The organism is Photobacterium japonica, assembly GCF_050337005.1.
GTDB lineage: Bacteria > Pseudomonadota > Gammaproteobacteria > Enterobacterales > Vibrionaceae > Photobacterium > Photobacterium japonica.
The window spans coordinates 18,378-41,618 of record NZ_JAKJSN010000026.1 but is presented as its reverse complement, the minus strand read 5'-3'; the positions used below and the strand labels follow the sequence as shown (position 1 = coordinate 41,618).

Here is a 23,241-nt window from a genome sequence, read left to right as displayed (position 1 = left end):
GAAGCATGTTTTGTACAACATGTAGGGAGGCAGTATGACGATCAATGTGGGTATCAGTGCATGTGTGTTAGGTGACAAAGTACGGTTTGATGGCGGACATAAGCAAAACCGTTTTGTGGTCGATGAATTATCGCAATATATGACATTCAAACCCGTGTGCCCTGAAGTGGGGATTGGCATGCCTGTACCGCGGCCTGCTATTCGCTTGCTACAATTGCCAACCGGTGAAGAGCGTCTTGTCGATAGCAAACAAAACGATATTGACTATACAGACAAGATGGCGACCTTCGCGAAACAAAAGATCAGCCAGTTTGATGGGCTGTGTGGGTATGTGGTGTGTGCAAAATCACCCACCTGTGGCATGGAGCGGGTGAAACTGCACCTTGCTAACAACAATACGGTCCCTGGCGGTGCGGTTGGGGTGTACACCAAAGCCCTCATGGCCAACATGCCGTGGCTACCCGTTGAAGAAGATGGCCGATTGAATGATCCGGTTCTGCGTGAAAACTTCGTTTTCCGTGTCTTTGCGTTAAATGACTTCTACACCAGCGTTCGAGATAACTTGTCGGTGGATGCCTTTGTGAAATTCCACTCGCGCTACAAGCTTGTACTTATGGCGCATTCTCCGAAAGCCTACAAAAGTATGGGCCCGTTAGTGGCCAACATCAAAGAGTGGGATCTTGACGCATTTTATATCCTCTATCGCCAACAATTTATGGATGCGATCAAAGAGCGCGCCAGCCGCAAAAATAAAACCAATGTGCTGATGCATCTGCAAGGCTACTTCAAGCGTTCGTTAACCAAAGAGCAGAAGCAAGAATTAGCGAGTCTGATCATGAGCTATAAAGAAGGCCACCAGCCATTGCTCGTCCCACTGGCTCTGATCAAGCATTACATCCGTGAATATCCCGATCCGTATTTACAAATCCAAACCTTTATTGACCCGTATCCAGAGGAGTTAAAACTGCGCTATGGACTGTGAAGAAGACACAGCGATGGGCCATTATGCGATCAAAGACGTGTCGGAAATGACAGGGGTCAACGCTGTGACGTTACGTGCATGGCAGCGTCGCTATGGCTTATTAAACCCCATGCGAACGGAAAAAGGCCATCGCTTATACAGCCAAGATGATATCGATACGATTAATGACATTTTGGGCTGGCTAGAAAAAGGGGTAGCGATTGGCAAGGTACGTCCGTTATTGGACGGCCATTCACCCATGTCGATAACGCCGGTCACCGGTACGGTTAGCGACAGCCAAAAAGCGGCGGATCAATTACTGATCGCTCTGAATGACTTGGATGCCATCGCGCTGGATAAACGGCTGAATCAGCTGATGAAGGAATATCCGGTTGAATTGTTTGAAAAGCAAATTGCGTCTGCGGTGGACAGTGCGGTGAATCACTCTGATAACCCGTTAGCCAATATCCAGGCCGCCATGTGGCGCAGTGTGCTCAGTGAGCGGTGTTTAACGTTAGTTGCGGGAAATCGGAAGCGGAACAAAAAGACCGGCATGTTGCTCAGCTTTGACCCCATTCCAAGTTATCGCGTGTGGTTAAAAGCCTATGCATTGGCGAATGATAGTTACAACGTCACTATCCTGACGTCGATGAGTGGCAAGTTAACCGCGCTCATGGCATTGATAAAATGTTGGGATAATAAAGAGATATTTTTAGACGGCGATAACAAGCTTGATCGTTCAGTGATAGCACAACTTCAGCCATTTTATACTGAGCTTAATTGTACCATCACGTTATCTGGCAGCATTGCTTCAATTCACGCAGACATACGGGAGGGGCAGGATGAACCGACATAAACGCCGAGGATTAATGTGGTTTCGTGCCGATTTACGCACCATCGACAATACTGCGTTATCCACGGCATGTACTCGGAGTGACGAATTGCAGGCCATTTTCATTGCGACACCCATGCAGTGGCACGAGCATCACGTTGCACCAATACAAATTGACTTTATTCGCCGTCGATTAACCGTTTTGCGAGAACAATTAGCAACGTTGGGCGTCCCCTTGACGGTGTTAGAAGTGGATGACTATGCGTCGGTTCCGGATGCGTTGCTCGCGTTTGTCAATCAACACCACATTACTCATGTGTATTGCAACAAGCAATATGAATGGAATGAAAGCCAACGTGACCATCATGTTGGGCAAACCCTGCTTAACAACAAGATCCCTTTTAGCGTATTGGATGATCAATGCGTTATTCCTCCCGGTGACGTGCTAACGCAAAAAGGTGATCCCTATAAGGTGTTTACACCGTTTCGTCGGGAATGGCTAAAAGTTTATCGTCAGATCGATGCCATGCCTTTAGTGCCGATTCCGCCGTTAACCCCTTCACCGATTACAGCGGCGTCATTGTTATCCCACCTTGCTCAGCCGATCACGTTGACCTATCCGACAGTGGATAGCATGGCATGGCCAGTTGATGAAGAGGCGATTCGTCAGCGGTTGGTGATGTTCTGTGAAGAAAAGGTATCGCTTTACCATCAAGACAGAGACACACCGGCCGTGGATGGTACCAGTCGGCTTTCACCGTATTTAGCCACGGGCATGTTATCCCCTCGCCAATGTATTGCTGCGCTGATGCCTTTATTTCCGGATGGGATTCTGGAAGACAAAAATGGCCCTTTTACCTGGCTGAACGAAATTATCTGGCGAGAGTTCTATCGCCATTTGCTGGTGGCGTTTCCAGCATTAAGCCGAAATCAATCATTCCAACCGTGGAGTCGATTATTACCTTGGCAAACAGACGCGCAATTGTTGGCGGCGTGGCAACAGGGTAGAACCGGTTTTCCCATTGTGGATGCCGCGATGCGACAGCTACTGCACACGGGATGGATGCATAACCGTTTGCGTATGATCACTGCCAGCTTCTTGACCAAAGATTTATTGATCCACTGGCAGGCCGGTGAGCAATGGTTCAGTCGCCATTTGATTGATGGGGATTTAGCCTCCAATAACGGAGGGTGGCAGTGGGCGGCATCAACAGGCACAGACGCACAGCCGTATTTTCGCGTGTTTAATCCCACCACACAGGGGGAAAGGTTTGATCCAAAAGGGGAATTTATCCGTACTTGGGTGCATGAGTTACAAGACGTGCCGGATAAATATATTCATAAGCCCCATGCTTGGCCTGCTGTGGTTAATGGCATGAGGAGACTGGATTATCCGTTACCCATTGTCGACCATAAGCAAGCCCGATTACGCGCTATTGATTTGTTCAAAACCGCCAAAGACATGCACCAAGAGCTTAATGAAGCGACGAAATAAGACCGATATTCAGGTGCGAATCTAGGCAGGCCTCATCGCGACGGTGTTAACAGAAGGAATAAGAGGATGGAAATATCGGAAACAGCCCAGATCACGGATAACTTTGTACGGACTTACCGTGCATTGGGTAAGGACAACCTGTCGATCCTCGCGGATCTTTATCACCAAAATGTGGTGTTTGAGGATCCTGCGCACCGTGTTGAGGGGATCGATCAACTCACGCAATATTTTTCGCGCTTATTTCAGTCGGTCACACATTGCGAATTTCAGATCCATGAAACGATCACCGAAGGGTCGGTAGCATACGTGCAATGGACCATGTTGTTTAGCCACCCCAAAATCGCCAAAGGTCAGCAGCGCCAAGTCAATGGTTGTTCCCGACTGGCCTTCAGCGACGGTAAAGTGATAGGACATCGTGATTACTTCGATATGGGTGAAATGATTTACGAAGGCGTGCCATTAATGGGCCCGATTGTTCGCCATATTAAAGCGAGCTTGTGACGAGGAGGGGTGATCATGGTCACTATGAATCCAGGTAACGATCATGTGCTGATCACCGGTGCCAGTTCTGGTATCGGTCGTCAATTAGCACTCGATTATGCCGAGCAAGGCTGGACAGTGTTCGCTTGCGGGCAAAACGCCGAACGTCTCGCCCAGCTAGCAGATGGCCACACAAATATTGAAACCGTGCAGTTTGATATGACAGATTTGAGCGAGACGCAAACTGCGCTGCAAGTTTTACCGGTGATGCCAGCATTGATCATCTTAAACGCAGGGACGTGTGAATACATTGAGTACGGTGAAATTGATACCGAGTTATTCCGTCGTGTGTTTGAGGTGAACGTCTTTGGTACGTTGCATTGCATTCAAGCACTGCAAGCACAGTTCGACTCGAATACACATCTTGTCTTAATGGGGTCAACGGCATCCTATGTACCATTGCCTCGCGCAGAAGCCTATGGGGCCTCTAAGGCGGCCATTGCTTACCTGGCGAATACATTGGCATTGGATCTTGAACCCCAAGGTGTGACGGTGTCACTGGTCAGCCCAGGTTTTGTAGAAACACCGCTTACCGATAAGAACGATTTTCCTATGCCGATGCGCGTGCCTGTGGCGTTTGCGTCGGAGAAAATTCAGGCAGGGATTGCTGCCAAAAAGCGAGAAATTCATTTTCCGCAGACATTCAGTTTGTTGTTGAAGTCCATTGCCTTATTACCCCTGCCATTACAGCTGTGGGTCGTAAATAAAATGACAAGGAAACCCGCATGAAAATAGCCATTATTGGGACCGGTATTTCAGGCCTAACCTGCGCACATTATTTGAATTCGACCCACGACATCACTGTCTATGAGGCCAACGATTACATTGGCGGGCATACCGCCACTGTTGATGTGGAGGTTGAGAGCGGCCAATATGCCATCGACACCGGTTTTATTGTGTTTAATGACCGCACCTACCCGAAATTCGAGCAGTTATTGGCCGAATTGGGGATCGAAGGCCAGCCGACGGAGATGAGCTTTAGCGTTCAGAATGAAGAAAACCAACTAGAATATAACGGCCGCAGCTTATCGACCTTATTTGCCCAAAAACGCAATCTGCTTAATCCTCAATTTTACGCTTTCATAGCGGATATTCTACGTTTCAATAAATTGGCACAGCAGGTTGATCTCGAGCAAGACACTTCCCGTACGCTAGGGGAGTTTCTCACGTTACATCGTTTCAATGCTTACTTCTGCGAAAACTATATTTTACCCATGGGAGCTGCCATCTGGTCCTCAACATTGTCTGATATGAGAGGATTCCCATTGGGCTTTTTCGTGCGCTTTTTCCGTAATCACGGCTTATTAGACATCACCAATCGCCCGCAATGGGCTGTTATTCCCGGCGGTTCTCGCGAATACGTCAAACGTTTAATCCAGCCGTTTAATGAGCGCATCCGTTTGTCTTCGCCGGTCGATGAGGTCCGTCGAGTCGATGGCAAAGTGACGGTGACCTCTTGCGGTCAGTCAGAAATGTACGATGACGTTATTTTTGCCTGTCACAGTGATCAAGCCCTTGGCATGCTGGCTGATCCAACGCCTGATGAAAGTGCTGTATTGGGTGATATCGCCTACCAACGTAACGACGTGATCTTACATACCGACGAGTGCTTATTGCCGGAGAAAAAAGTGGCATGGGCGGCATGGAATTATTTCCTCGGCAAAGACGATGACGGCCAGCGCGACAATAAACTCGCGTGTTTGACGTACAACATGAATATCCTGCAGGGATTTGATGCCCCGGAAACCTTCTGTGTCACGCTCAATCAAACCGACAGCATTCAACCGGAAAAGATCTTACGCCGATTTGTTTACGCGCATCCGGTATTTAATACGGCCAGCTTGAAAGCGCAGCAATCCCGTCATCTCGTGAATGGCCAGCAACAGACTTGGTATTGCGGGGCGTACTGGTACAACGGTTTCCATGAGGACGGGGTGAAAAGTGCGCTTGATGTGGTTGCAGGAATTGAATCTGCGGCGATTGAATCACGTTCAGATAGCTCAGAGGTAATTGCGGGCTATTCACACGCGGCGGCCATGACGTCATCTGCGTCTTCGTCGAAATAAGGCGGGGGGGACGATGAACAGTGCGTTGTTTGTGGGATCAGTGCGGCATCGGCGGTTCCATCCCGTTGAGCATCAATTTAATTACCCGATGTTTATGCCTTTTATTGATTTGGATGAATTGGATGCGTTAGAGCAGACCGTCACTGGGTTTGGACAAAAATGGTGGCATTTTGCCCGTCTGGATGCCGGGGATTATCTGCGTGATGATCAACAGGCCACAACACTGAAACAGGCCGTGATCAACAAAGCCGCCCGTTTGACGGGAGAGATGGTCGATGGACGCGTGATGATGCTGTGCCAATTGCGGTATGCCGGGTTGTATTTCAGCCCTATCAATTTGTATTACCTTTATGACCAACAGGGCGAATGGAAAACCGTGCTGGTGGAAGTGAGCAATACGCCGTGGAATGGCCGCCATTACTATGCATTGCCAGCCAAAACGGCATGGAATACCCCACAATGGCGGGGGGAGAAACAATTCCATGTCTCGCCGTTTAACCCAATGGATCAATATTATCAGTGGCAATTGAAAGATCCGTTGAAACAGTTGCTGGTGCATTTGGATATTCACGATCAATCGGACGATCGCAAAGTGCTGGATGCCACCATGGCGATGCAGCGCCAGCCGTTCACCACTGCGGTGTTATGGCGCTTACTGGCAAAAACCCCCGTGCAAACGGCCAAAGTGGTTATCGGTATTTATTGGCAAGCCTTTAAGTTATGGCGAAAAAAAGCGCCTTTTTATGATCACCCGCTATCGTCCAAGAAACACGATAGCGCCGGATAAGATAAGCATCACGATAACGAGAAAAACGAGGATGTTCCAATGCTGAAAAGTGAAGCAAATACTTTAACGTTCGACGTGACCGTTGCTGATAACGTGGCCAAAAAGGTAATTTTTGGCATTTTGAAACAGCTAGACGGCGTCGGTATCACCATCGCGGAATATAACGGTGAAACCACCCAGTTCGGTGATCACGAGGCGGCGTGCCAGGCGCATATTATCGTCAATAATCTCGGTTTTTATCAGCGCGTATTGCGCGGAGGTAGCATTGCTGCCGCTGAAGCCTATATCGATGGTTGGTGGGATTCTCCGGATTTAACCCAAGTGATCCGCGTGATTGCACGTAATCTGCCTGTTCTAGATAACATTGAAGCCAAAGTGGGTTGGATAACGCAGCTGAGCGAAAAATGGCTTCACCGTTCTCGTCGAAACAATAAAACGGCTGCCAAGAAAAATATCCTCGCCCATTATGATCTCGGCAATGATTTCTACCGTACCTTTTTAGACAGCAACATGCTGTATTCGGCGGGCATTTACGACAGCCAAGCAACAACGTTAGAACAGGCGCAAATCAATAAAATGGACAGATTGTGTCAACAGCTTGATTTGCAACCGACCGATCACTTACTGGAAATTGGTACGGGTTGGGGGGCAATGGCGATACATGCCGCGAAGCATTACGGATGTCGTGTCACTACCACCACGATTTCTAACGCACAACATGCGTGGGCTAAGGAAAAAATTGAAGCGGCGGGGTTAAGCAATCACATTACGCTGTTACTGGAAGACTACCGAGATCTGACCGGGGAATACGACAAGATTGTTTCTATTGAGATGATCGAAGCGGTTGGAAAAGAGTACCTGACGACCTACTTGCATAAGTGTCAGTCGCTGTTGAAGCCAGACGGATTAATTGCGATTCAAGCGATCACCATTGCTGACCAGCGTTATGACAGTTACAGCAAAGGGGTCGATTTTATTCAGAAGTACATTTTCCCAGGTGGCTTTCTTCCTTCTATCACCGTGTTGTCATCACAGTTAACGGCACACACGGATTTTGTGATTCGAGACATTAAAGACATCGGGATGGATTACGCAAAAACCTTGTCGGATTGGCATCAACGTTTTGAGGCGCAGATCGATCAGATGGCCGCGTTTGGACTGGATGAGCGATTTATTCGGATGTGGCGCTTTTACTTCTGCTACTGCGAAGGCGGATTCCGTGAACGCAGTATCAGTACCGTCCAGTTGTTGGCAAGTCGTCAAGGGTGGCGAGAAGACGGATGAAAGGGAACGCGTGAAAGGGAACGCGTGATCCATGTTGAGCCTTGTGCGTCACAACCTACGCTGTCTTTTTACGCCGTACACCGATATGGAGAACAACATGACTGTGAAAGAATGGGTCTTTGTTGGCCTCGTGTTTAACGTATTTTGGTTTTTGGCGGTATTGGGGCAAAACCAAACACTGTGGCTAACCTTGCCGTTGATTGTGTTGTGCTGGTGGCGCTACACAGGATCAGCATCCTTTGGGTTGTTGGTGGGTGTGCTCGGTATCGTTATTGATACTTTGTGGCTACATGGGGGCATCTTCGCTTTTGATAAACCCCAAGACGCGCCAATGTCAGCGCTCACCCAAGTGTTGGATGGGGTGACAGAGAAAACGATTCCACTTTGGTTGATGACGCTTTGGATTGGGTTTGGTTCGTTTGTGTGGGTGGTGCGTGAAACGGTACTTGGGTATCCCAAGGTGTTAGTGCTAATGGCCTTCGGGATTGGCGGCACCATGAGTTACTTTGCTGGATTCCGGCTGGATGCTGTCGCGTGGCCTTATGGTACGGGGATCACGTTCAGTATCTTGCTGGTGACTTGGACGGCCATGGGCGCCGTGTTGATTTGGCTGACAGAACGGGTTTCACGGAGGCATGACCATGCTCACTTATCTCACTCACCGCATGAATAAGCGTATGCGCGATAAATCACCGTCAAAGGCAGGGCACGCGATAGCAACTGCGTTCTGTGCGGTGACCATTTTCACCGCTTCATGCTTGCCAGTATCCGCCTCAGCAACATCGGCGTGGCAAGCATGGCCAGCCATTGGTGATGCCAGTTTAACGTGGGGCCCATGGGTCATTTATGATTCTGAATTGCGCTCCCCCAGCGGGACATTTCGCAGTCAGGATCAAGATCTCGCCTTGGTGATCAAATATCAACGCGATATTGATAAAGACGATCTGATTGAGGCGACGGATGATCAATGGCGACATTTGGGTATTAGCCGAGCGAAACGTGACAAATGGTTGCGGACGTTGGAGCAGATTTGGCCGGATGTGAAAAAAGGTGATCGGCTGATCTATGTGTTACAGCAAGAGCAAGGACGTTTCTATCGTGATAACCGCCAAATAGGGGTATTGAACGATAAAGAAATGTCACAGTCGTTTATGCATATTTGGCTGTCGCCCAACACGTCATACCCCACTATTCGCCAGCAGTTAATTGGCATGAAAAAGTAAGACACAGAATCAAAGGCAGATTTATGGATTCATTAACGGCTCATGCGTCAACGATTCACGCGCTTAGAACGCATCTCATTAAATGGTGTTGGGTAGGTATTATGGCGATCAGTGTGTTTGGGTGTTCAGCGTCCATAGATGATTATCACGATGCCACCCCAAAGTTAGACCTGTTTCGTTATTTTGATGGTCAAGTGAGTGCATGGGGCATGCTGCAAGATCGGAGCGGCAAGCAAACGCGTCGCTTTGAAGTTGCCATTAAAGGCACGGTGAAAGGGAAGCAGTTAACCCTAGAAGAAGACTTTGTGTTTGATGACGGCGAAAAGCAACGCCGAGTATGGATTATCACCGAAACGCATGAGGGCCACTATATCGGCGAAGCAGGCGATGTGGTGGGTCAAGCCAGCGGGCGGGTTGTGGGTAATGCCCTTAATTGGCGTTATGTGTTGCGCGTGCCAGTGGGCGACACCACGTATGACATCAACTTTAATGATTGGATGTACCTGCAAGATGATAAGCGTATGTTCAATGTGGCTAAGATGACCAAATTTGGTTTTGACGTCGGCCAAGTCACCTTGTTCTTTGAGCGCCATGAAGCCATGAAGCCATGAAGCCATGAAGCCATGAAGTCATAAGCGGTTATTTCATCTTTAGTGTTCGACTTCGACGTGACATCACATGAAAGGCAGATAAAAGAAAAATAAATTTGCTATCTCTTTTGCTATACACCTAGTTTTACAATGGAGATTATTAAACTAGGTGCACAGTGAAGATAAATAAATATGTATTAGGTCTTATTCTCAGTTTGTTGGTTTGTGTGATTATCGGTGGGTTCCTCCTGCAAAGGGAGGATCCCCGTACTCATGCCTCTATGCATGTTGAAGAGACACATGCGAGAAAGATACCTGGTCGTTCTTCTTCGGAGTTGCATCGAGCCCCATCCACTGACACTGAACAATCTACTCGCACTCAATTATCAACGGCACCGCGAACAGATACTCTGATCCAACCCATTCCCTTTGTTACTGACTATGACCTTGATAGTGCTCGAGTCGGATGGCAACTCTTCCATGACCCCAATTTGTCTTCCAATCGAAAGGTCAGCTGCGCGACATGCCATGACCTCACCATAAACGGTGCTGAAGAAATACCGGTATCCACCGGTGTGAACGGCGCAGGCAGTCGAAACTCAATGACGGTATTTAATGTTGCCTATAATGTGCGTTTTTTCTGGGATGGCCGAAGTAATAGTCTTGGGGCTCAAATGGATGGACCTATTCATAATCCACTTGAAATGGACAGCAATTGGCCTGTAATTGTGGATTACGTCTCCCATTCACCGCGCTACAAGGCGGCTTTTGACCAACTAGGGCTTGTTGTCAGTGCGGAGAGTATTCGTACCATATTAGTGGATTTTCAGCGCACGTTAGCGACCCCAAATGCGCCGTTTGATCGCTACCTGCGCGGAGAGGACTCTGCCATCACCCCTGCCGCGAAACGGGGTTGGCTAACCTTTCAAAAAGAAGGCTGCGTCAGTTGCCATCAAGGCATCAACGTAGGGGGCAGTATGGTCATGAAATTTGGTTTTTTTGGCATTGAGGCAACAGGTAAAGAACGTAACAGGCAAGACAAAGGGCGGTATGAATTAACGTCAGCCATTCATGATGTGAATCTGTTTCGAGTGGCCAGCTTGCGTAATGTTGCTATAACCGCGCCATATTTCCATGATGGGCGAACCGCCTCATTGACGGATGCCATTCAAATCATGGCAAAAAGCCAATTGGGTAAAGATCTTGATAAACAGAAGTTGAGTGACATYGAAGCCTTTTTGCAGGCCCTTACTGGCGAAAGACCGGCCATATTGGAGGAGTTTGAAAATGAACAATAATCCAATTAAACAGAATACAACCAAGCGCTACAGCCTGATCTTTATTGGTTTGTCACTTATCTTGCTGCCGCTTTCATTATATGCCTATGTACAAAACGTGAAATTAGACACGTACTTACTCCGTTTGACCGATTTGGGACACCATCTTATCCATTTACGGGATGATATTATTCTTGCCACTAACCAAGGTATCTCACAGCCTTATGCGTTAACGTCGGAACTGGTCATTATTGAGCATGAGGTTGAAACCATTAAGCAGCATGGTGCACGCTATGCTTGGTTGCCTGATATGGTGTTTCATGATGAATTGAACACCATTGTTGAGGACTTTAGCCTTTTTGCGATCGCCCTGACAGGACAGCTTGATATGCTGGTGGGCGTCAGTGTGGCGAAGTCATCCACGTTGCTCTCATTGCGTGTGGTACTTGATGAAAAAAACGATGTGGCGCTGGATGCACAACCGTCTAATGCATTATTGGCCGATATGGTCAATCAGTCGTTGCATGATAAAAAAGCAGAATACTATCCGTTCAAACGGATTTTTACCGAACTGAATGCCGAGCAGCGTAGACTGTATCGCTTATTACTATCAGAAGGCAGCGTGGGCTTTGTGGAAGCGTCTGAAAGAAAGGTAGGTAAAATGCAGGCTTTCTATCGTGATTTGAATGCGTTTAGCATTGTCAGTTTCCTTATCTTATTGCTTTTTTTTATCTTTTTGCTGACAAAAGCGCGTTTGAGAGAGTTGCAGCGTATTAACCTCGAGATTGCAAAAGGAAAAGACAAAGCGGAAGCGGCCAGTCGTGCAAAGAGTGTGTTTCTTGCCACCATGAGTCATGAGCTTCGTACGCCCATGAACGGGGTACTGGGTATTGCAGACCTTATCGAATCCGAAACGCAGGAACCAGAGACTAAAGATCAGGTTAAGGTGATCATTGATTCGGGCCAACACTTACTGACGTTACTGAATGATATTTTGGATTTCTCTAAGATTGAGGAAGGAAAAATGACCTTAGAGGAGACGGAATTTTCATTAGATAGCGTGATTATACAATTGGATACAACGCTGCGCCCATTAGCCTGCAATAAAGGACTAACATTCGATTTAACCAATGCTCTGCCACCGCATACCAACCTGTATGGGGATGCAGCACGGTTCAGACAAATCCTGTTTAACCTGATTGGTAATGCGATTAAATTTACCGAGCAAGGACGGGTGGATGTGGCGTTTAGTTATGCCAACGTCCACCTTACTGTTAGTGTACGAGATACCGGCGTGGGTATCCCGTCCGATAAGCTCGACACCATTTTCTCACCGTTTGAACAGGCCGAAAACTCCACGACCCGCCGGTTTGGAGGGACAGGGTTGGGTCTGTCGATTGTGAAAGAAATCACCCGTCTGATGCAAGGGACTATCCATGTCACGAGTGAAGAGAATGTGGGCAGTGAATTTGTGGTCACCTTGCCTTTTGCCATTGACTTGAGTGCTGATGTACCGAACGTTGTTATTTCAGCGCTTGATGTTTCCAACCCCAGTACCGCAAAAAACGAGAATGAAAGCCAGGCGGCGAAATGTGGGTTGCACATCTTGCTGGTGGAAGACAATGCCGTGAATGCGATGGTTGCGAGGCGATATTGTGAAAAAGCAGGCCATAAGGTGACACATTGTCTTGATGCCCTTAAAGCAATAGAAACACTGAAGCAGACCTGTTTTGATTTGATATTGATGGATAACCATATGCCCGAGATGCAAGGGAGTGAAGCCATTAAGATCATTCGCCAAGAACTGCACATCCAGACCGTCATTTTTGCTTGTACGGCCGATGTGTTCCAAGAGACTCATGATGCGTTCATGACCAGTGGGGCGCAATGTGTGTTGACTAAACCGTTACAGGCTTGCCGTTTAAATGATGCCATTGCTACCTTTGCCGATCAGATTGAGCGTTTCGGCATGTTACATGCGGTCACCGTTAAACCGGCAGTGCCTGTGTAAACGTTAACGTTGTGGCTGCATCTGTCCGTGCGGTTTAACGGTTTAGCTTTGTCCGCGTGACATGGCGACAATGCGTTTTAATACCCAGCGCAACAGCAATGGAATATTGTCGACGTTTTCTTCATCGATATATTTCACCATCGCTAACGCCAGATCGGGCTTGGCATGACGCTTAAGCGCCCGGTGTATGATCTTTTTGGCGGGCATGGGGGAGTCGGTTGGAATGTTGGCTAATTCACGAAATAGCGGCTCAAACCCATTAAAGTAGAGGAAATGCTCAATATCGCGTTTTGGTAGCATTGTGATGCGGTGACGCTCCGCCTCTGACCGTAAAAGATGGCGAACTGTGTCTACGTAGCGTCTGCCTGCCATGTCACCGTCTGCAATCATATGCCATTCAATCCCCAAACTGCGGGCGACTTTAATCAGTGGCCGTAAACCACTCTGGGCAAACTCAATTATCTGCACGCCTTCTGCAGCAAGGTTATAACCGCAGATACGCGCTAATTCATTAAAGAGCCAGACTTCAGTTTCTCCTTCTACCAATAGCCAGGCACGGGAAAACAGCGCATTGGGACGATGCACGCGTAAGTGGAAGGTAATACGCCGTTGTTCATCTTTGCTGATGTTGTGATCGTTAATGGCGTAGACCTGCGTTTTGGCGGGTTTTCTGATCAGTTTCTTAATGCTATTGAGCGGGACAACAGAGGTGAGATCGGGGCTATTGGTCGTTAAGATTTTTTGCATCGGCATTTTGGTAATGAAGGTCCATGCCTGATGCAAAATGGTGGGATGCAAACGCCCCTCGGGATCTTCCAATATCATGATAGGGCGTGATAGGCGTTTTAACTCGACAGGCCCCCTAGCGCGAATAAAGGCATTCAAGAGCCCCATTAGTACCAGGCGACTTTGACGACTGGTTTCCGGTTGTGTCAATTGCTCTAAGGGGTTCATGGCATATTGTGCACGATCCGGAAAATGCGCACGGTCAAAATCATGATGGCGATTATGAGGTGTAAACGCGAAGTAATGATCCATCAGAGTATGTAGGGCGTTAACACTACTTTTGATCTCGGCTTGGCTCACATGGCCGGGCTGTGTCATTAATCGACGGCAGGTATTATCAAGACGGCGCTCAATGCGTTGATTATCGTTTTTCCGTTTATCCGATGACGCATGGTTGAGCTCGGTACTGTGATACGTAACCCGTTCATCCCGAAGCCGACGGGCATCGCGAATACGCACCACGGGGTGGAGAACCATCAACTGACGGGCTAACTTCTCACTGTCATCTAAGGGGATCACCTCACCATGGCGATCAAGGAACGCATGCTGTGTTGTCACTTTGTCATGTTCAATCGCACTGGATATTTGGTACAGCAGGGTTTGGCAGGTCGGCGTTTTATCTGCGTGGCGTGTATTTATCCATACAGGCGAAAAAGCGCGGTAACGACGGGCACGGCACTCGCCGGGGAAATCTTCCTGCCAATGGAGCACGATTTGCAAATGCTGCATCTTGGCATGACCTGCACTGTAGTCGACATGGAAATCATTGAAGGTAAAGGTATGGAATGTAGCATAGGGCGATAAGGCGATATCCAGCGCATCCAACAAAGACGATTTACCCCATGCATTTTCCCCTATCAACACGGTTAACTCATCAAAAGATAATGACAGGCGTTTAATGCCTCTAAATCCTGCAATTTCGATACGTTGTAGCTTCATAGTCAGCCTCGCCGTTTTCCTCTCGGGTTACCCCGTATCGTTAAGCCTATCGTACACCGATGGGAAGGGACGCTGTATTTGTCACAATATTGAAAAGCTGACCGTCGAAAATCGCGATAGTGTGCCTTGTTGACCGGTAAGGGAGTTGCTATAGTGCGCGCGTTAAAAACCACGATAAATAATTGATAGAAAATGTATTGTGGTGCAGGTTGATACCTTGGCGTTAGACAAATTGGAGATGTCAGATGGCTAAAATTATTCATTCTATGGTACGTGTTGTTGACTTGGATAAGTCCTTGCAGTTTTATAAAGCGGCACTTGATCTGGATGTGGCTGAGCGTTTAGATTTCGACGGCTTTAGCTTGGTATATCTTCGTAATGAAGAGAACGACATGGAGCTAGAATTGACGTGGAACGAAGGCGCGGAAGCCTACACGCACGGTACAGGTTATGGCCATTTGGCTGTTGCTGTTGAACACCTTGAGGCTGAGCATGAAAAATTGGCGGCACTGGGTTATGAGCCTGCGGATATCAAAGAATTTTTCCGTGATGGTCAATTATTGGCGAAGTTCTTCTTTGTTCAAGATCCAGACGGTTACAAAATTGAGTTTTTGCAACGTCATGGCCGTTACCTGTAAGCGTTCATTCCCGATGAGGAATAGGCGGCATTAACGATTGATGTTAGATGCCCGGCTGAAGACAAAAAACCACGCCTTACTGCGTGGTTTTTCTTTTCTACGAAACGTCGTAGTGTCATTGCTCCTTAACTGACATCATTCGGTCATCGCTATCGCGTTAACATGGAATAAGTTGCATGATTGTTATCACCAACCGATGTAACAGAATGACAAGGGAAAGGTAAAGACTGAGATTTCACGCATCTTGATATATCATGGAGCCAATGTACTGATGGAGAGACTGAAACGTATATGACAAAGCATCGCTCCGCGAAAATTACGATCGCACACATTAACGACACCCATTCACACTTCGAACCTTCCTCGGTTTCACTGCAATTACCGCGTGATGTGTTGGATGCGGATATGTCTGTGTTTGCCAGTTGTGGTGGTTTTTCGCGCGTCTCATCTGCCGTTAAAGATGTCAAAAGGCAGGCTCACCTTCAAGGGCGTGAGTTTATGTTTGTACATGGGGGAGATTGCTTTCAAGGTACTTTGTATTTTTCTCTCTACAAAGGATTAGCGAATGCCCATTTACTCAATGCGGTGGGTGTAGAAGCCATGGCACTGGGTAACCATGAGTTAGACATGGGCAATGGCGTGGTTGCAGACTTTATGGATCATGTGTCTTTTCCTTTGCTTGCGGGTAATTGGGACCTGTCACAAGAGAACCCGAATAAACCGAATCCTTTAGCCCATAAAGCCAATGTGCTTGCCTATGATGCGCAACAGGATCATGCCCGTTATCTGATTAAAGACGTTGATGGTGAATCCATTGCGCTATTTGGTCTGGCGATTGAAAATATGGCAGGGATAGCTAACCCTGATCCTGATACCCATTTTCATAATGTGATTGAAGTGGCGACAAAAACCATCGCGGCGATTCATCAGGCTGGCATCAATAAAATAATTGTACTGAGTCATCTTGGTTATGACCGCGATTTGGAACTGGCACAACAGGTGACCGGTATTGGTGCCATTATTGGTGGGCATACCCATACCATGCTGGGGGATTTTAGTCGCATTGGTTACGGCGTCACAGATGACTATCCGCATCAGGTCAATCATACCTACGTGGTGCAAGCCGGTTGTAATGCACTGGCATTAGGGCAACTGGAGATCGATTTCAATGCCGATGGTAGCGTGGCTCGTGCTGGAGGGATCAATCAGCTTCTACTCGGACGCCAATTTACCCTTGATGCCAGTCGAAGTCAGCACCTCGATGAAACCAGCCATGAAGCCGTGAAGCAATATTTGCTGGCGGAACCCTCGGTGCGTTTCTGTATTAAAGATCCGCTGGTTGAAAACGTACTGAACGAACATTACCGTCCGGCCGTGCGTCAGTTGCAAACACAACTGGTCGCGCAGGTTAGCGAACCATTACGTCATACTCGTATCCCAGACAGTAAAGGGCCTAGTCAAATTGCGCCGCTGGTGGTGGATAGTTTTGTTTGGCAAGCGCGCGAATTGGGCGTACCGGTTGATTTTGGTATTCATAATGCAGGCGGTGTACGCGCATCCTTACATCAAGGTCCGCTGACCTCTGCCGATATCGCTGGGCGTTTATTGCCGTTTGCCATTGGCTTGATGACGTATAAAGTGACGGGTAAGCAGATCCGTCAGGCTTTAGAAGGCGCAATCAATAATGCGATTGATAATGGCGTAGAAGGGACGGGGAGCGGCAGTTTTCCTTATACCTCGCATTTGCGTTATGCCTATCAATGTTGTGAGCCACAAGGGGAACGCATTGCGCATTTACAACTGAAACGCGACGGGCAATGGATCGATATTAACGATGAGACCCTGTATGTGTCTGTGTCGTCAGGATATACCGCAACGGGTAAAGAAGGGTATGACGCCTTGCTGGATAGCCATAAAGAACCGGTTCCGTTGAATGTGACGATGGCTGATGCCTTTGAAGCGTTTGCTCGCCATCATGGTGAACTCTCTGCGCCTGTAGAAACGCTGGTGGATTACCATCCGTGTGATTGCACACATGAAAGTGTGGCTTAATCGATAGCAGCAACACATCACAAGCAGTAAACCACAAGAAACAAAAAATTAAGCTGGGTCTGAGGATCCGGCTTTTTTAATACCCGCGTAGAATAGCATTGACTATATTCTGGCTGTTAAACCTTCTGCCTCCTCTTTATGCTTTACTTTTCCACGTTCTGTTGCTGTTTATTATTTATTTTCCATTGTCATGCCTATGCGCCAATTTTCTAGACCGTGTTGTCTATGATTATTAAAGAGGAAAAAAGCCCTAAAGAGATGCTGGTTTTGGACGATAACAGGTTGGTCTTCAAACAAGTAAGACGTAAAAATAAAGGCTAACGAGAGGGAAAAGGAATGACGAGAGATTGGGTAGACATGGCCGTTGTAATGGGCTGGATAGCCGCATGGAGTTTACTGATCTATATGATGCCATCCATTTAAGTTGCATTAAGATGCTGGTGGACATCAAAGATAACAGACGGTAATCGAAAAGTAGGCGATGAATTGGGAAGCAGGCAATGCCTGATACAAAAGCAATATGTAAAAAGACAAGATGTAAGTGGAACGCGAAAATATTGCCTTTTTAGCTGAGACAGAAGTGTCTGCCAGTCACTAAAAAGGCAATAATACGCTTATATATAATGGGCCATGCTTAAGCAGTAACGGCTTCCGCTGATTCGCTGTTAGCGACTTCTTTTGCAAGGCGATAAGCCGCAAGATCTTCAATCGTCAGCACTGGCATAGCGTGCTGCTCACCAAAGGCAATCACCTCAGGCAGACGTGCCATGGTGCCGTCAGGATTGGTCAGTTCACACAGCACACCGTAAGGTTTCAATCCAGCCAATCGCATTAAATCAATCGTTGCTTCTGTGTGGCCTCTGCGTGCCAATACACCATTTGGATTGGCTTTTAGCGGGAAGACATGGCCTGGACGGCAAATGTCCGACGGTTTTGCATCATCAGCAATAGCAGCTTTAATCGTCGTTACGCGGTCTGCCGCAGACACGCCCGTTGTGACACCGTGTGCCGCTTCAATCGTCACGGTAAAGCCTGTTTGGTTCGCACTGGTGTTGTTTTCAACCATCATTGGCAGTTCAAGTTGAGCAACGCGCTCATCGGTTAAACACAAGCAGACAATACCTGAACATTCACGGATCATCAGCGCCATCTGCTCTGCCGTTAAGGTTTCAGCGGCGTAAATGATGTCACCTTCGTTTTCACGATCTTCATCGTCAACAACCAATACGCCATGGCCGCGACGAATGGCATCAAGGCCCGCTTCAACACGCTCAAAAGGGGTACCGTAAGGGGTAAGTAGAGACTGATTCATGGTAAGACACTCCAATTCATAATAATTACCAGAATCAGGGCATGGAAAGTCAGCAACGTTGAATGTACAGGTGTACAGATACAACAGCGCATCCCTCAACATAGAGAGATAAAGCACCACTTTGCTGAAATCCTCTTTCATCCGGACTATGACCGTCGGCTCTGGAATAGGTATGTAAGGCACATACGGCACCAGATCTGCTGACCTTATTGCGTGATTTAATCAGCGTAATAAGCGCTCGCGGGCTCCCCAACTACATGGATTACCGCCGGTGGGGAGTTTCGCCCCGCCCTGAGAATTCTTCGCAAATATAGAGAAACTGTTGAAAAGGTGCAAGATAATCTGGCTTTTTGTCCCCGTTAGTTTGATGTTGATAAGTAATTGATGAATAAATCATCGACCTGCTGACAACAATGTGCTTGGCCTGATCATCATGACGAAGGGGTAGGCGATGTGGCGTAATAGCGACTGATTGCGCGCACAATCAGCGGTAAGGTATAGGTCGGTAATTGGATTGCTGCCATAAGGAACACATAATCAGGCCCTAAATAGCTACCTGCTACGGTATAAGTGAGTAATACATTACGATTAGCGGCGGTCAGGGCGGCTAATAAGCCGGCATTCAGTGTTTGTTGACGATAGAAAAGGAATGCAAGCGCAAAAAAAAGCAGGCACAACACGCAAGCGATGAATAAGTAGGTGAATGCGGTTTGCGCACTCTGGTTGAAGGCTTGTCGGAACGGGCCGATTAAACCGAAGGGAAAGGTAAAGACCAACAAGATTGTGATGGACGATAAGCGTTGATGGGCATGGTGCAAAGTCTCCGGTGAAACGAATCTGAAAATAAGGGCAGAAATGGCCATAGGACCAACAATGTAAATGATCAAGCGTTGTACGTATTCGAATAACTGTAAAGTGAAAGCGTGATCTTGGAAAATACACAGGTTGAGATAAAGTATTACCGGCATGACCAGTGTGGTCGCAATAGTCATTGCCATTGCACGTTGGGGATCTAATCCGACGGAGCGCGCAATGGCAGGCGTAGCAAAAAGTGACCCCGTTGCCGCGACACCCGCAATGGCTAATACCACGGAAGGGGAAGCGTGAAACAACATACCAACGCCAGTGCCTAATGCTGTGCATCCGAGACTGTGCAATATCGCATAACCCCAAACAGAACGTTGCCGGAGGGTGCGAATCAATTCACGTGGTTGTATTCCAACTAACGTAAAAAGCATGAGAAAAAATAAGACATACGGCAAAGAAGGAAAAACGGAGGCCGAGGCATCAGGAAAAATAAAACCGCAAAACGCCGCGAGAATCAGTAACCCAGAAGAATGACGTTGAATAAAGGTGAGCATAGGTCTTTTTTAATGACACGTTAATGTTGGGTGTGTTGCGTTATTGTTAATCTATCGAGGCGCTAAAGCAACAATAAAATGTCTATTCATGATAAAGCGTAAAAAAAGCGTGCTTATGCTGATTGTATGAATCATATATCATTGTGATCGTGCTGTTTTAACAAAAAATAAACACATTATAAAAACTAATAATGCGAGTTGAAATTTTGTCTCTTTTGACTGTTAAATGAACGGGTTAGAATGATTTTATTGAAAACACTTCATCCATTAGTCAAACAAACATCAAGAGGCAATCATGGCACAGGCAATGAATTTTGACACCATAGCAGCACCGTCAACCGCTTTGGACCAAAAAGCCTATGCGGTTAACATCAAAGGATTGATTGCTCACGCATTAGACATCTTCTCAGGCAGTAACAAACCGGCAAAACAATACAATGTTTCGGACCTACCGGTGCACTTGCAAAAAGATATTGGCGTCTATCGTTGATACTGCTGGGTAACGCACGGAAAATTCACATAAAAACGCTGGCTTAGGCCAGCGTTTTGCGTTTATGCTGGGTCAAAATATCAATGAATTATCAGTGACCTTAACGTTAGCGGCATCATGAAGCGGCAGTTTACTCTTTCGCTGACGTAACCTTGTACCTGCTGGCTGCGAATTACGAGTAGAGCGTTGTTGAAAAAGACGGTTTCGTTACGTTTTTTAATGATTTACATGCGTTTCAACTTGTTTATAACGCAATGGCATGATACTGATAAGGCATAAACATAAGCTTGGAGATTTTGTTGTGGGCTTTTTTTCTAAATGGTTTGGTTTTAATCAATCAGCACCTAAACAACCTGACGTTGAGCCTGTCGAATATAAAGGTTTTTTGATTTACCCAGAACCTAAGGCGGAAGGGGGGCAGTTTCGTATTGCTGGCCGAATTTGTAAAACCAGTGATGGTGAAACGCAAACCCATACGTTTATTCGCTCAGACTTAATGGGATCAAAAGTCGACGCAGAAACCTTCATGGTAAACAAAGCGAAAATGTTTATTGATCAGAACGGCGACAGCATGTTCCGTTGATCAAACAAACACGTGACAGGTTATTTACAGTGAGTGAATACCATGCACGTGTTGATATTACACGTTGGACATCGCGTTATTGCGCGTATGCATCAAGGATTGATGTTTCTTCTGGCGACAAAAGCCTCAACGCTTCTTATTCCTTGCTGCATACCGGATCTTTCTACGCTAAAATTTCGCTTTAATAGCGATCTAATCGGGTTTTTATGCCGAAAAGAGTGACTCTGTTCATTTGGCATCATTTCGATTCTTCAATTTTAGTGTGGTTCGACCTCTGTCCACGAACTTCAGACGTTATTTTCTTACCGTTAGAAGGTAACATTTGTTGCATAAAAGAATGCTCGATTCGGTTGTTTTTGTATTTTTACTACAAAACGCTTGATATTACGCGTATGGTTGGATAAAAAATTGTTACTTATTTGCCAAAATTTAGGGAATAATAATGCAAATTGGTGTGCCTAAGGAAATACTCGCCCATGAAACGCGAGTGGCTGCGACGCCTAAAACGGTCGAACAGTTATTAAAAATGGGGTTCAGTGTTGCAGTAGAAAGCAATGCTGGTGTTGGTGCTAGTTTCGACGATGCAGCGTATGAAGCTGCGGGTGCGACAGTAGTGAGTCATGAAGACGTTTGGGCGTCTGATGTGATCTTTAAGGTCAATGCTCCCACGGTATGTGAAAAGACCGGTGTTGATGAGTTTGCCTTACTCAAAGAAGGGGCGAGTCTTGTTAGCTTCATCTGGCCAGCACAGAATCCTGAATTACTAGAGAAACTGTCTAGTAAGAATATTAACGTCATGGCGATGGACTCTGTTCCGCGTATTTCACGTGCCCAGGCATTGGATGCACTGAGCTCAATGGCAAATATCGCAGGTTACCGTGCTGTTGTTGAAGCCGCGCATGAATTTGGTCGTTTCTTTACCGGTCAAATTACCGCTGCGGGTAAAGTGCCACCTGCGAAAGTGTTGGTCGCGGGTGCCGGTGTTGCGGGTCTCGCTGCCATCGGTGCTGCAGGTAGCCTTGGTGCTATCGTGCGTGCTTTCGATGTTCGTCCTGAAGTTAAAGAGCAGGTCGAATCGATGGGGGCTCATTTCCTTGAAGTCGACTACAAAGAAGACACCTCAACTGGTGACGGTTATGCCAAAGAGATGTCAGACGAGTTCAATAAAGCCGCTGAGCGTCTTTATGCTGAACAAGCGGAAGATGTCGATATCATCATCACAACGGCACTGATCCCAGGCCGTCCTGCACCGAAACTGATCACCAAAGAGATGGTTGACTCAATGAAGTCAGGCAGTGTGATCGTTGACCTTGCGGCTGCTAACGGCGGTAACTGTGCGTACACCGAAGCCGATAAAGTGATTACCACACCAAACGGTGTGAAAATCATTGGTTATACCGACATGGTTGGCCGCTTGCCGACACAGTCTTCTCAGCTTTACGGTACCAACCTTGTTAACTTGATGAAACTGCTCTGTAAAGAGAAAGACGGTAACATCGACATTAACTTTGATGACGAAGTGCTACGTGGCCTGACCGTGATCAAAGAAGGTGAAGTGACTTGGCCTGCGCCACCAATCAAAGTCTCTGCGCAGCCGCAAGCGAAGCCACAGGCCCAGCCTGCTGAAAAAGTAGAGAAAGTGGAAGAACCGACGTCGCCAGTGAAGAAAGTTGTGGCGCTGGCCGCCGCCGTCGGTGCGTTTGGTTGGGTGGCTTCTGTTGCACCTGCTGCATTCTTGTCTCACTTTACCGTATTTATCCTCGCTTGTGTGATTGGTTACTACGTGGTTTGGAACGTAACCCATGCGCTGCACACACCGCTTATGTCCGTAACAAATGCAATTTCCGGCATCATCGTTGTGGGTGCTCTGCTTCAAATCGGTCATGGTAACGCGGTCGTTTCTGTCCTTGCGTTTATTGCCGTATTGATTGCGAGTATCAATATATTTGGCGGTTTCACAGTCACCAAGCGCATGCTTGAAATGTTCCGTAGGGATAAGTAGGAGTAGTCAGTA

General features: G+C 47.2%; 21 protein-coding genes and 1 riboswitch. Of the genes, 18 read left to right on the top strand and 3 right to left on the bottom strand.

The features are described 5' to 3' along the window. Nucleotides 1-34: 34 nt before the first annotated feature. From L4C36_RS11565 to L4C36_RS11505, 13 genes are all read left to right on the top strand, one after another. Entirely contained in the window at nt 35-982 is a 948-nt protein-coding gene (locus L4C36_RS11565) for a YbgA family protein (protein WP_428477955.1), read from the top strand. Beyond that, nucleotides 972-1,817 carry a MerR family transcriptional regulator gene (locus L4C36_RS11560; RefSeq protein ID WP_428477954.1) on the top strand — a complete coding sequence of 282 codons (846 nt, stop codon included), beginning with the start codon at nt 972-974 and terminating at the stop codon, nt 1,815-1,817. Before L4C36_RS11565 ends, L4C36_RS11560 begins: the two co-directional genes overlap by 11 nt. Beyond that, complete coding sequence (phrB, locus tag L4C36_RS11555; RefSeq protein ID WP_428477953.1) at nt 1,804-3,288, top strand: deoxyribodipyrimidine photo-lyase; 1,485 nt, start codon at nt 1,804-1,806, stop codon at nt 3,286-3,288. The genes L4C36_RS11560 and phrB overlap by 14 nt, the downstream gene beginning before the upstream one ends. Nucleotides 3,289-3,354: 66 nt before the next feature. Next, nucleotides 3,355-3,789 (top strand): nuclear transport factor 2 family protein, encoded by a 435-nt coding sequence (locus L4C36_RS11550; protein ID WP_428477952.1) that lies wholly within the window; start codon nt 3,355-3,357, stop codon nt 3,787-3,789. Between the two features lie 15 nt (nt 3,790-3,804). Continuing rightward, the gene (locus tag L4C36_RS11545; RefSeq protein WP_428477951.1) at nt 3,805-4,557 is read left to right on the top strand and encodes an SDR family NAD(P)-dependent oxidoreductase; all 753 of its coding nucleotides are present in this window, start codon (nt 3,805-3,807) and stop codon (nt 4,555-4,557) included. Beyond that, nucleotides 4,554-5,894, top strand: coding sequence for an NAD(P)/FAD-dependent oxidoreductase (locus L4C36_RS11540; RefSeq protein WP_428477950.1), 1,341 nt, complete (start codon nt 4,554-4,556; stop codon nt 5,892-5,894). The genes L4C36_RS11545 and L4C36_RS11540 overlap by 4 nt, the downstream gene beginning before the upstream one ends. 13 nt (nt 5,895-5,907) lie before the next feature. Beyond that, entirely contained in the window at nt 5,908-6,681 is a 774-nt protein-coding gene (locus tag L4C36_RS11535; protein WP_428477949.1) for a DUF1365 domain-containing protein, read from the top strand. Nucleotides 6,682-6,720: 39 nt separating this feature from the next. Next, the gene (locus L4C36_RS11530) at nt 6,721-7,965 is read left to right on the top strand and encodes a class I SAM-dependent methyltransferase (RefSeq protein WP_428477948.1); all 1,245 of its coding nucleotides are present in this window, start codon (nt 6,721-6,723) and stop codon (nt 7,963-7,965) included. Nucleotides 7,966-8,062: 97 nt separating this feature from the next. Beyond that, nucleotides 8,063-8,638, top strand: coding sequence for a DUF2878 domain-containing protein (locus L4C36_RS11525; protein WP_428477947.1), 576 nt, complete (start codon nt 8,063-8,065; stop codon nt 8,636-8,638). After that, nucleotides 8,607-9,188, top strand: a complete 582-nt coding sequence (locus L4C36_RS11520; RefSeq protein WP_428477946.1) for a chalcone isomerase family protein — start codon at nt 8,607-8,609, stop codon at nt 9,186-9,188. The genes L4C36_RS11525 and L4C36_RS11520 overlap by 32 nt, the downstream gene beginning before the upstream one ends. 101 nt (nt 9,189-9,289) lie before the next feature. Continuing rightward, nucleotides 9,290-9,799 carry a DUF3833 domain-containing protein gene (locus L4C36_RS11515; protein ID WP_428477991.1) on the top strand — a complete coding sequence of 170 codons (510 nt, stop codon included), beginning with the start codon at nt 9,290-9,292 and terminating at the stop codon, nt 9,797-9,799. A 161-nt stretch (nt 9,800-9,960) separates the two neighbouring features. Continuing rightward, the gene (locus tag L4C36_RS11510) at nt 9,961-11,076 is read left to right on the top strand and encodes a cytochrome-c peroxidase (protein WP_428477990.1); all 1,116 of its coding nucleotides are present in this window, start codon (nt 9,961-9,963) and stop codon (nt 11,074-11,076) included. Next, nucleotides 11,066-13,066, top strand: a complete 2,001-nt coding sequence (locus L4C36_RS11505; protein ID WP_428477945.1) for an ATP-binding protein — start codon at nt 11,066-11,068, stop codon at nt 13,064-13,066. The genes L4C36_RS11510 and L4C36_RS11505 overlap by 11 nt, the downstream gene beginning before the upstream one ends. A 42-nt stretch (nt 13,067-13,108) precedes the next feature. Here the strand turns inward: L4C36_RS11505 and L4C36_RS11500 are convergent, their stop codons facing one another. Next, entirely contained in the window at nt 13,109-14,791 is a 1,683-nt protein-coding gene (locus L4C36_RS11500) for a DUF2813 domain-containing protein (protein ID WP_428477944.1), read from the bottom strand. A 245-nt stretch (nt 14,792-15,036) separates the two neighbouring features. On the opposite strand from L4C36_RS11500, the gene L4C36_RS11495 reads away from it, so the two are divergent. Both L4C36_RS11495 and L4C36_RS11490 read left to right on the top strand, forming a co-directional pair. Next, a complete protein-coding gene (locus L4C36_RS11495) occupies nt 15,037-15,429 on the top strand; it encodes a VOC family protein (RefSeq protein ID WP_428477943.1) in 393 nt (130 codons plus the stop codon). A gap of 291 nt (nt 15,430-15,720) precedes the next feature. Next, nucleotides 15,721-17,481: a bifunctional metallophosphatase/5'-nucleotidase gene (locus tag L4C36_RS11490; protein ID WP_428477942.1), complete on the top strand. Its 1,761-nt coding sequence runs from the start codon at nt 15,721-15,723 to the stop codon at nt 17,479-17,481. Between the two features lie 634 nt (nt 17,482-18,115). Here L4C36_RS11490 and ribB read toward each other — a convergent pair. Together ribB and L4C36_RS11480 are read right to left on the bottom strand one after the other, a co-directional pair. After that, nucleotides 18,116-18,793, bottom strand: a complete 678-nt coding sequence (gene ribB, locus L4C36_RS11485; RefSeq protein WP_428477941.1) for a 3,4-dihydroxy-2-butanone-4-phosphate synthase — start codon at nt 18,791-18,793, stop codon at nt 18,116-18,118. Nucleotides 18,794-18,918: 125 nt separating this feature from the next. Then, nucleotides 18,919-19,096, bottom strand: a riboswitch (FMN riboswitch). Nucleotides 19,097-19,224: 128 nt separating this feature from the next. After that, the gene (locus L4C36_RS11480) at nt 19,225-19,908 is read right to left on the bottom strand and encodes a hypothetical protein (protein ID WP_428477940.1); all 684 of its coding nucleotides are present in this window, start codon (nt 19,906-19,908) and stop codon (nt 19,225-19,227) included. 541 nt (nt 19,909-20,449) lie between these two features. Here L4C36_RS11480 and L4C36_RS11475 point away from each other — a divergent pair. From L4C36_RS11475 to L4C36_RS11465, 3 genes are all read left to right on the top strand, one after another. Beyond that, nucleotides 20,450-20,644 (top strand): hypothetical protein, encoded by a 195-nt coding sequence (locus tag L4C36_RS11475; RefSeq protein WP_428477939.1) that lies wholly within the window; start codon nt 20,450-20,452, stop codon nt 20,642-20,644. A 301-nt stretch (nt 20,645-20,945) separates the two neighbouring features. Then, complete coding sequence (locus L4C36_RS11470; RefSeq protein ID WP_428477938.1) at nt 20,946-21,227, top strand: HlyU family transcriptional regulator; 282 nt, start codon at nt 20,946-20,948, stop codon at nt 21,225-21,227. Nucleotides 21,228-21,669: 442 nt separating this feature from the next. Further along, complete coding sequence (locus L4C36_RS11465; protein ID WP_428477937.1) at nt 21,670-23,229, top strand: Re/Si-specific NAD(P)(+) transhydrogenase subunit alpha; 1,560 nt, start codon at nt 21,670-21,672, stop codon at nt 23,227-23,229. Nucleotides 23,230-23,241: the final 12 nt, after the last annotated feature.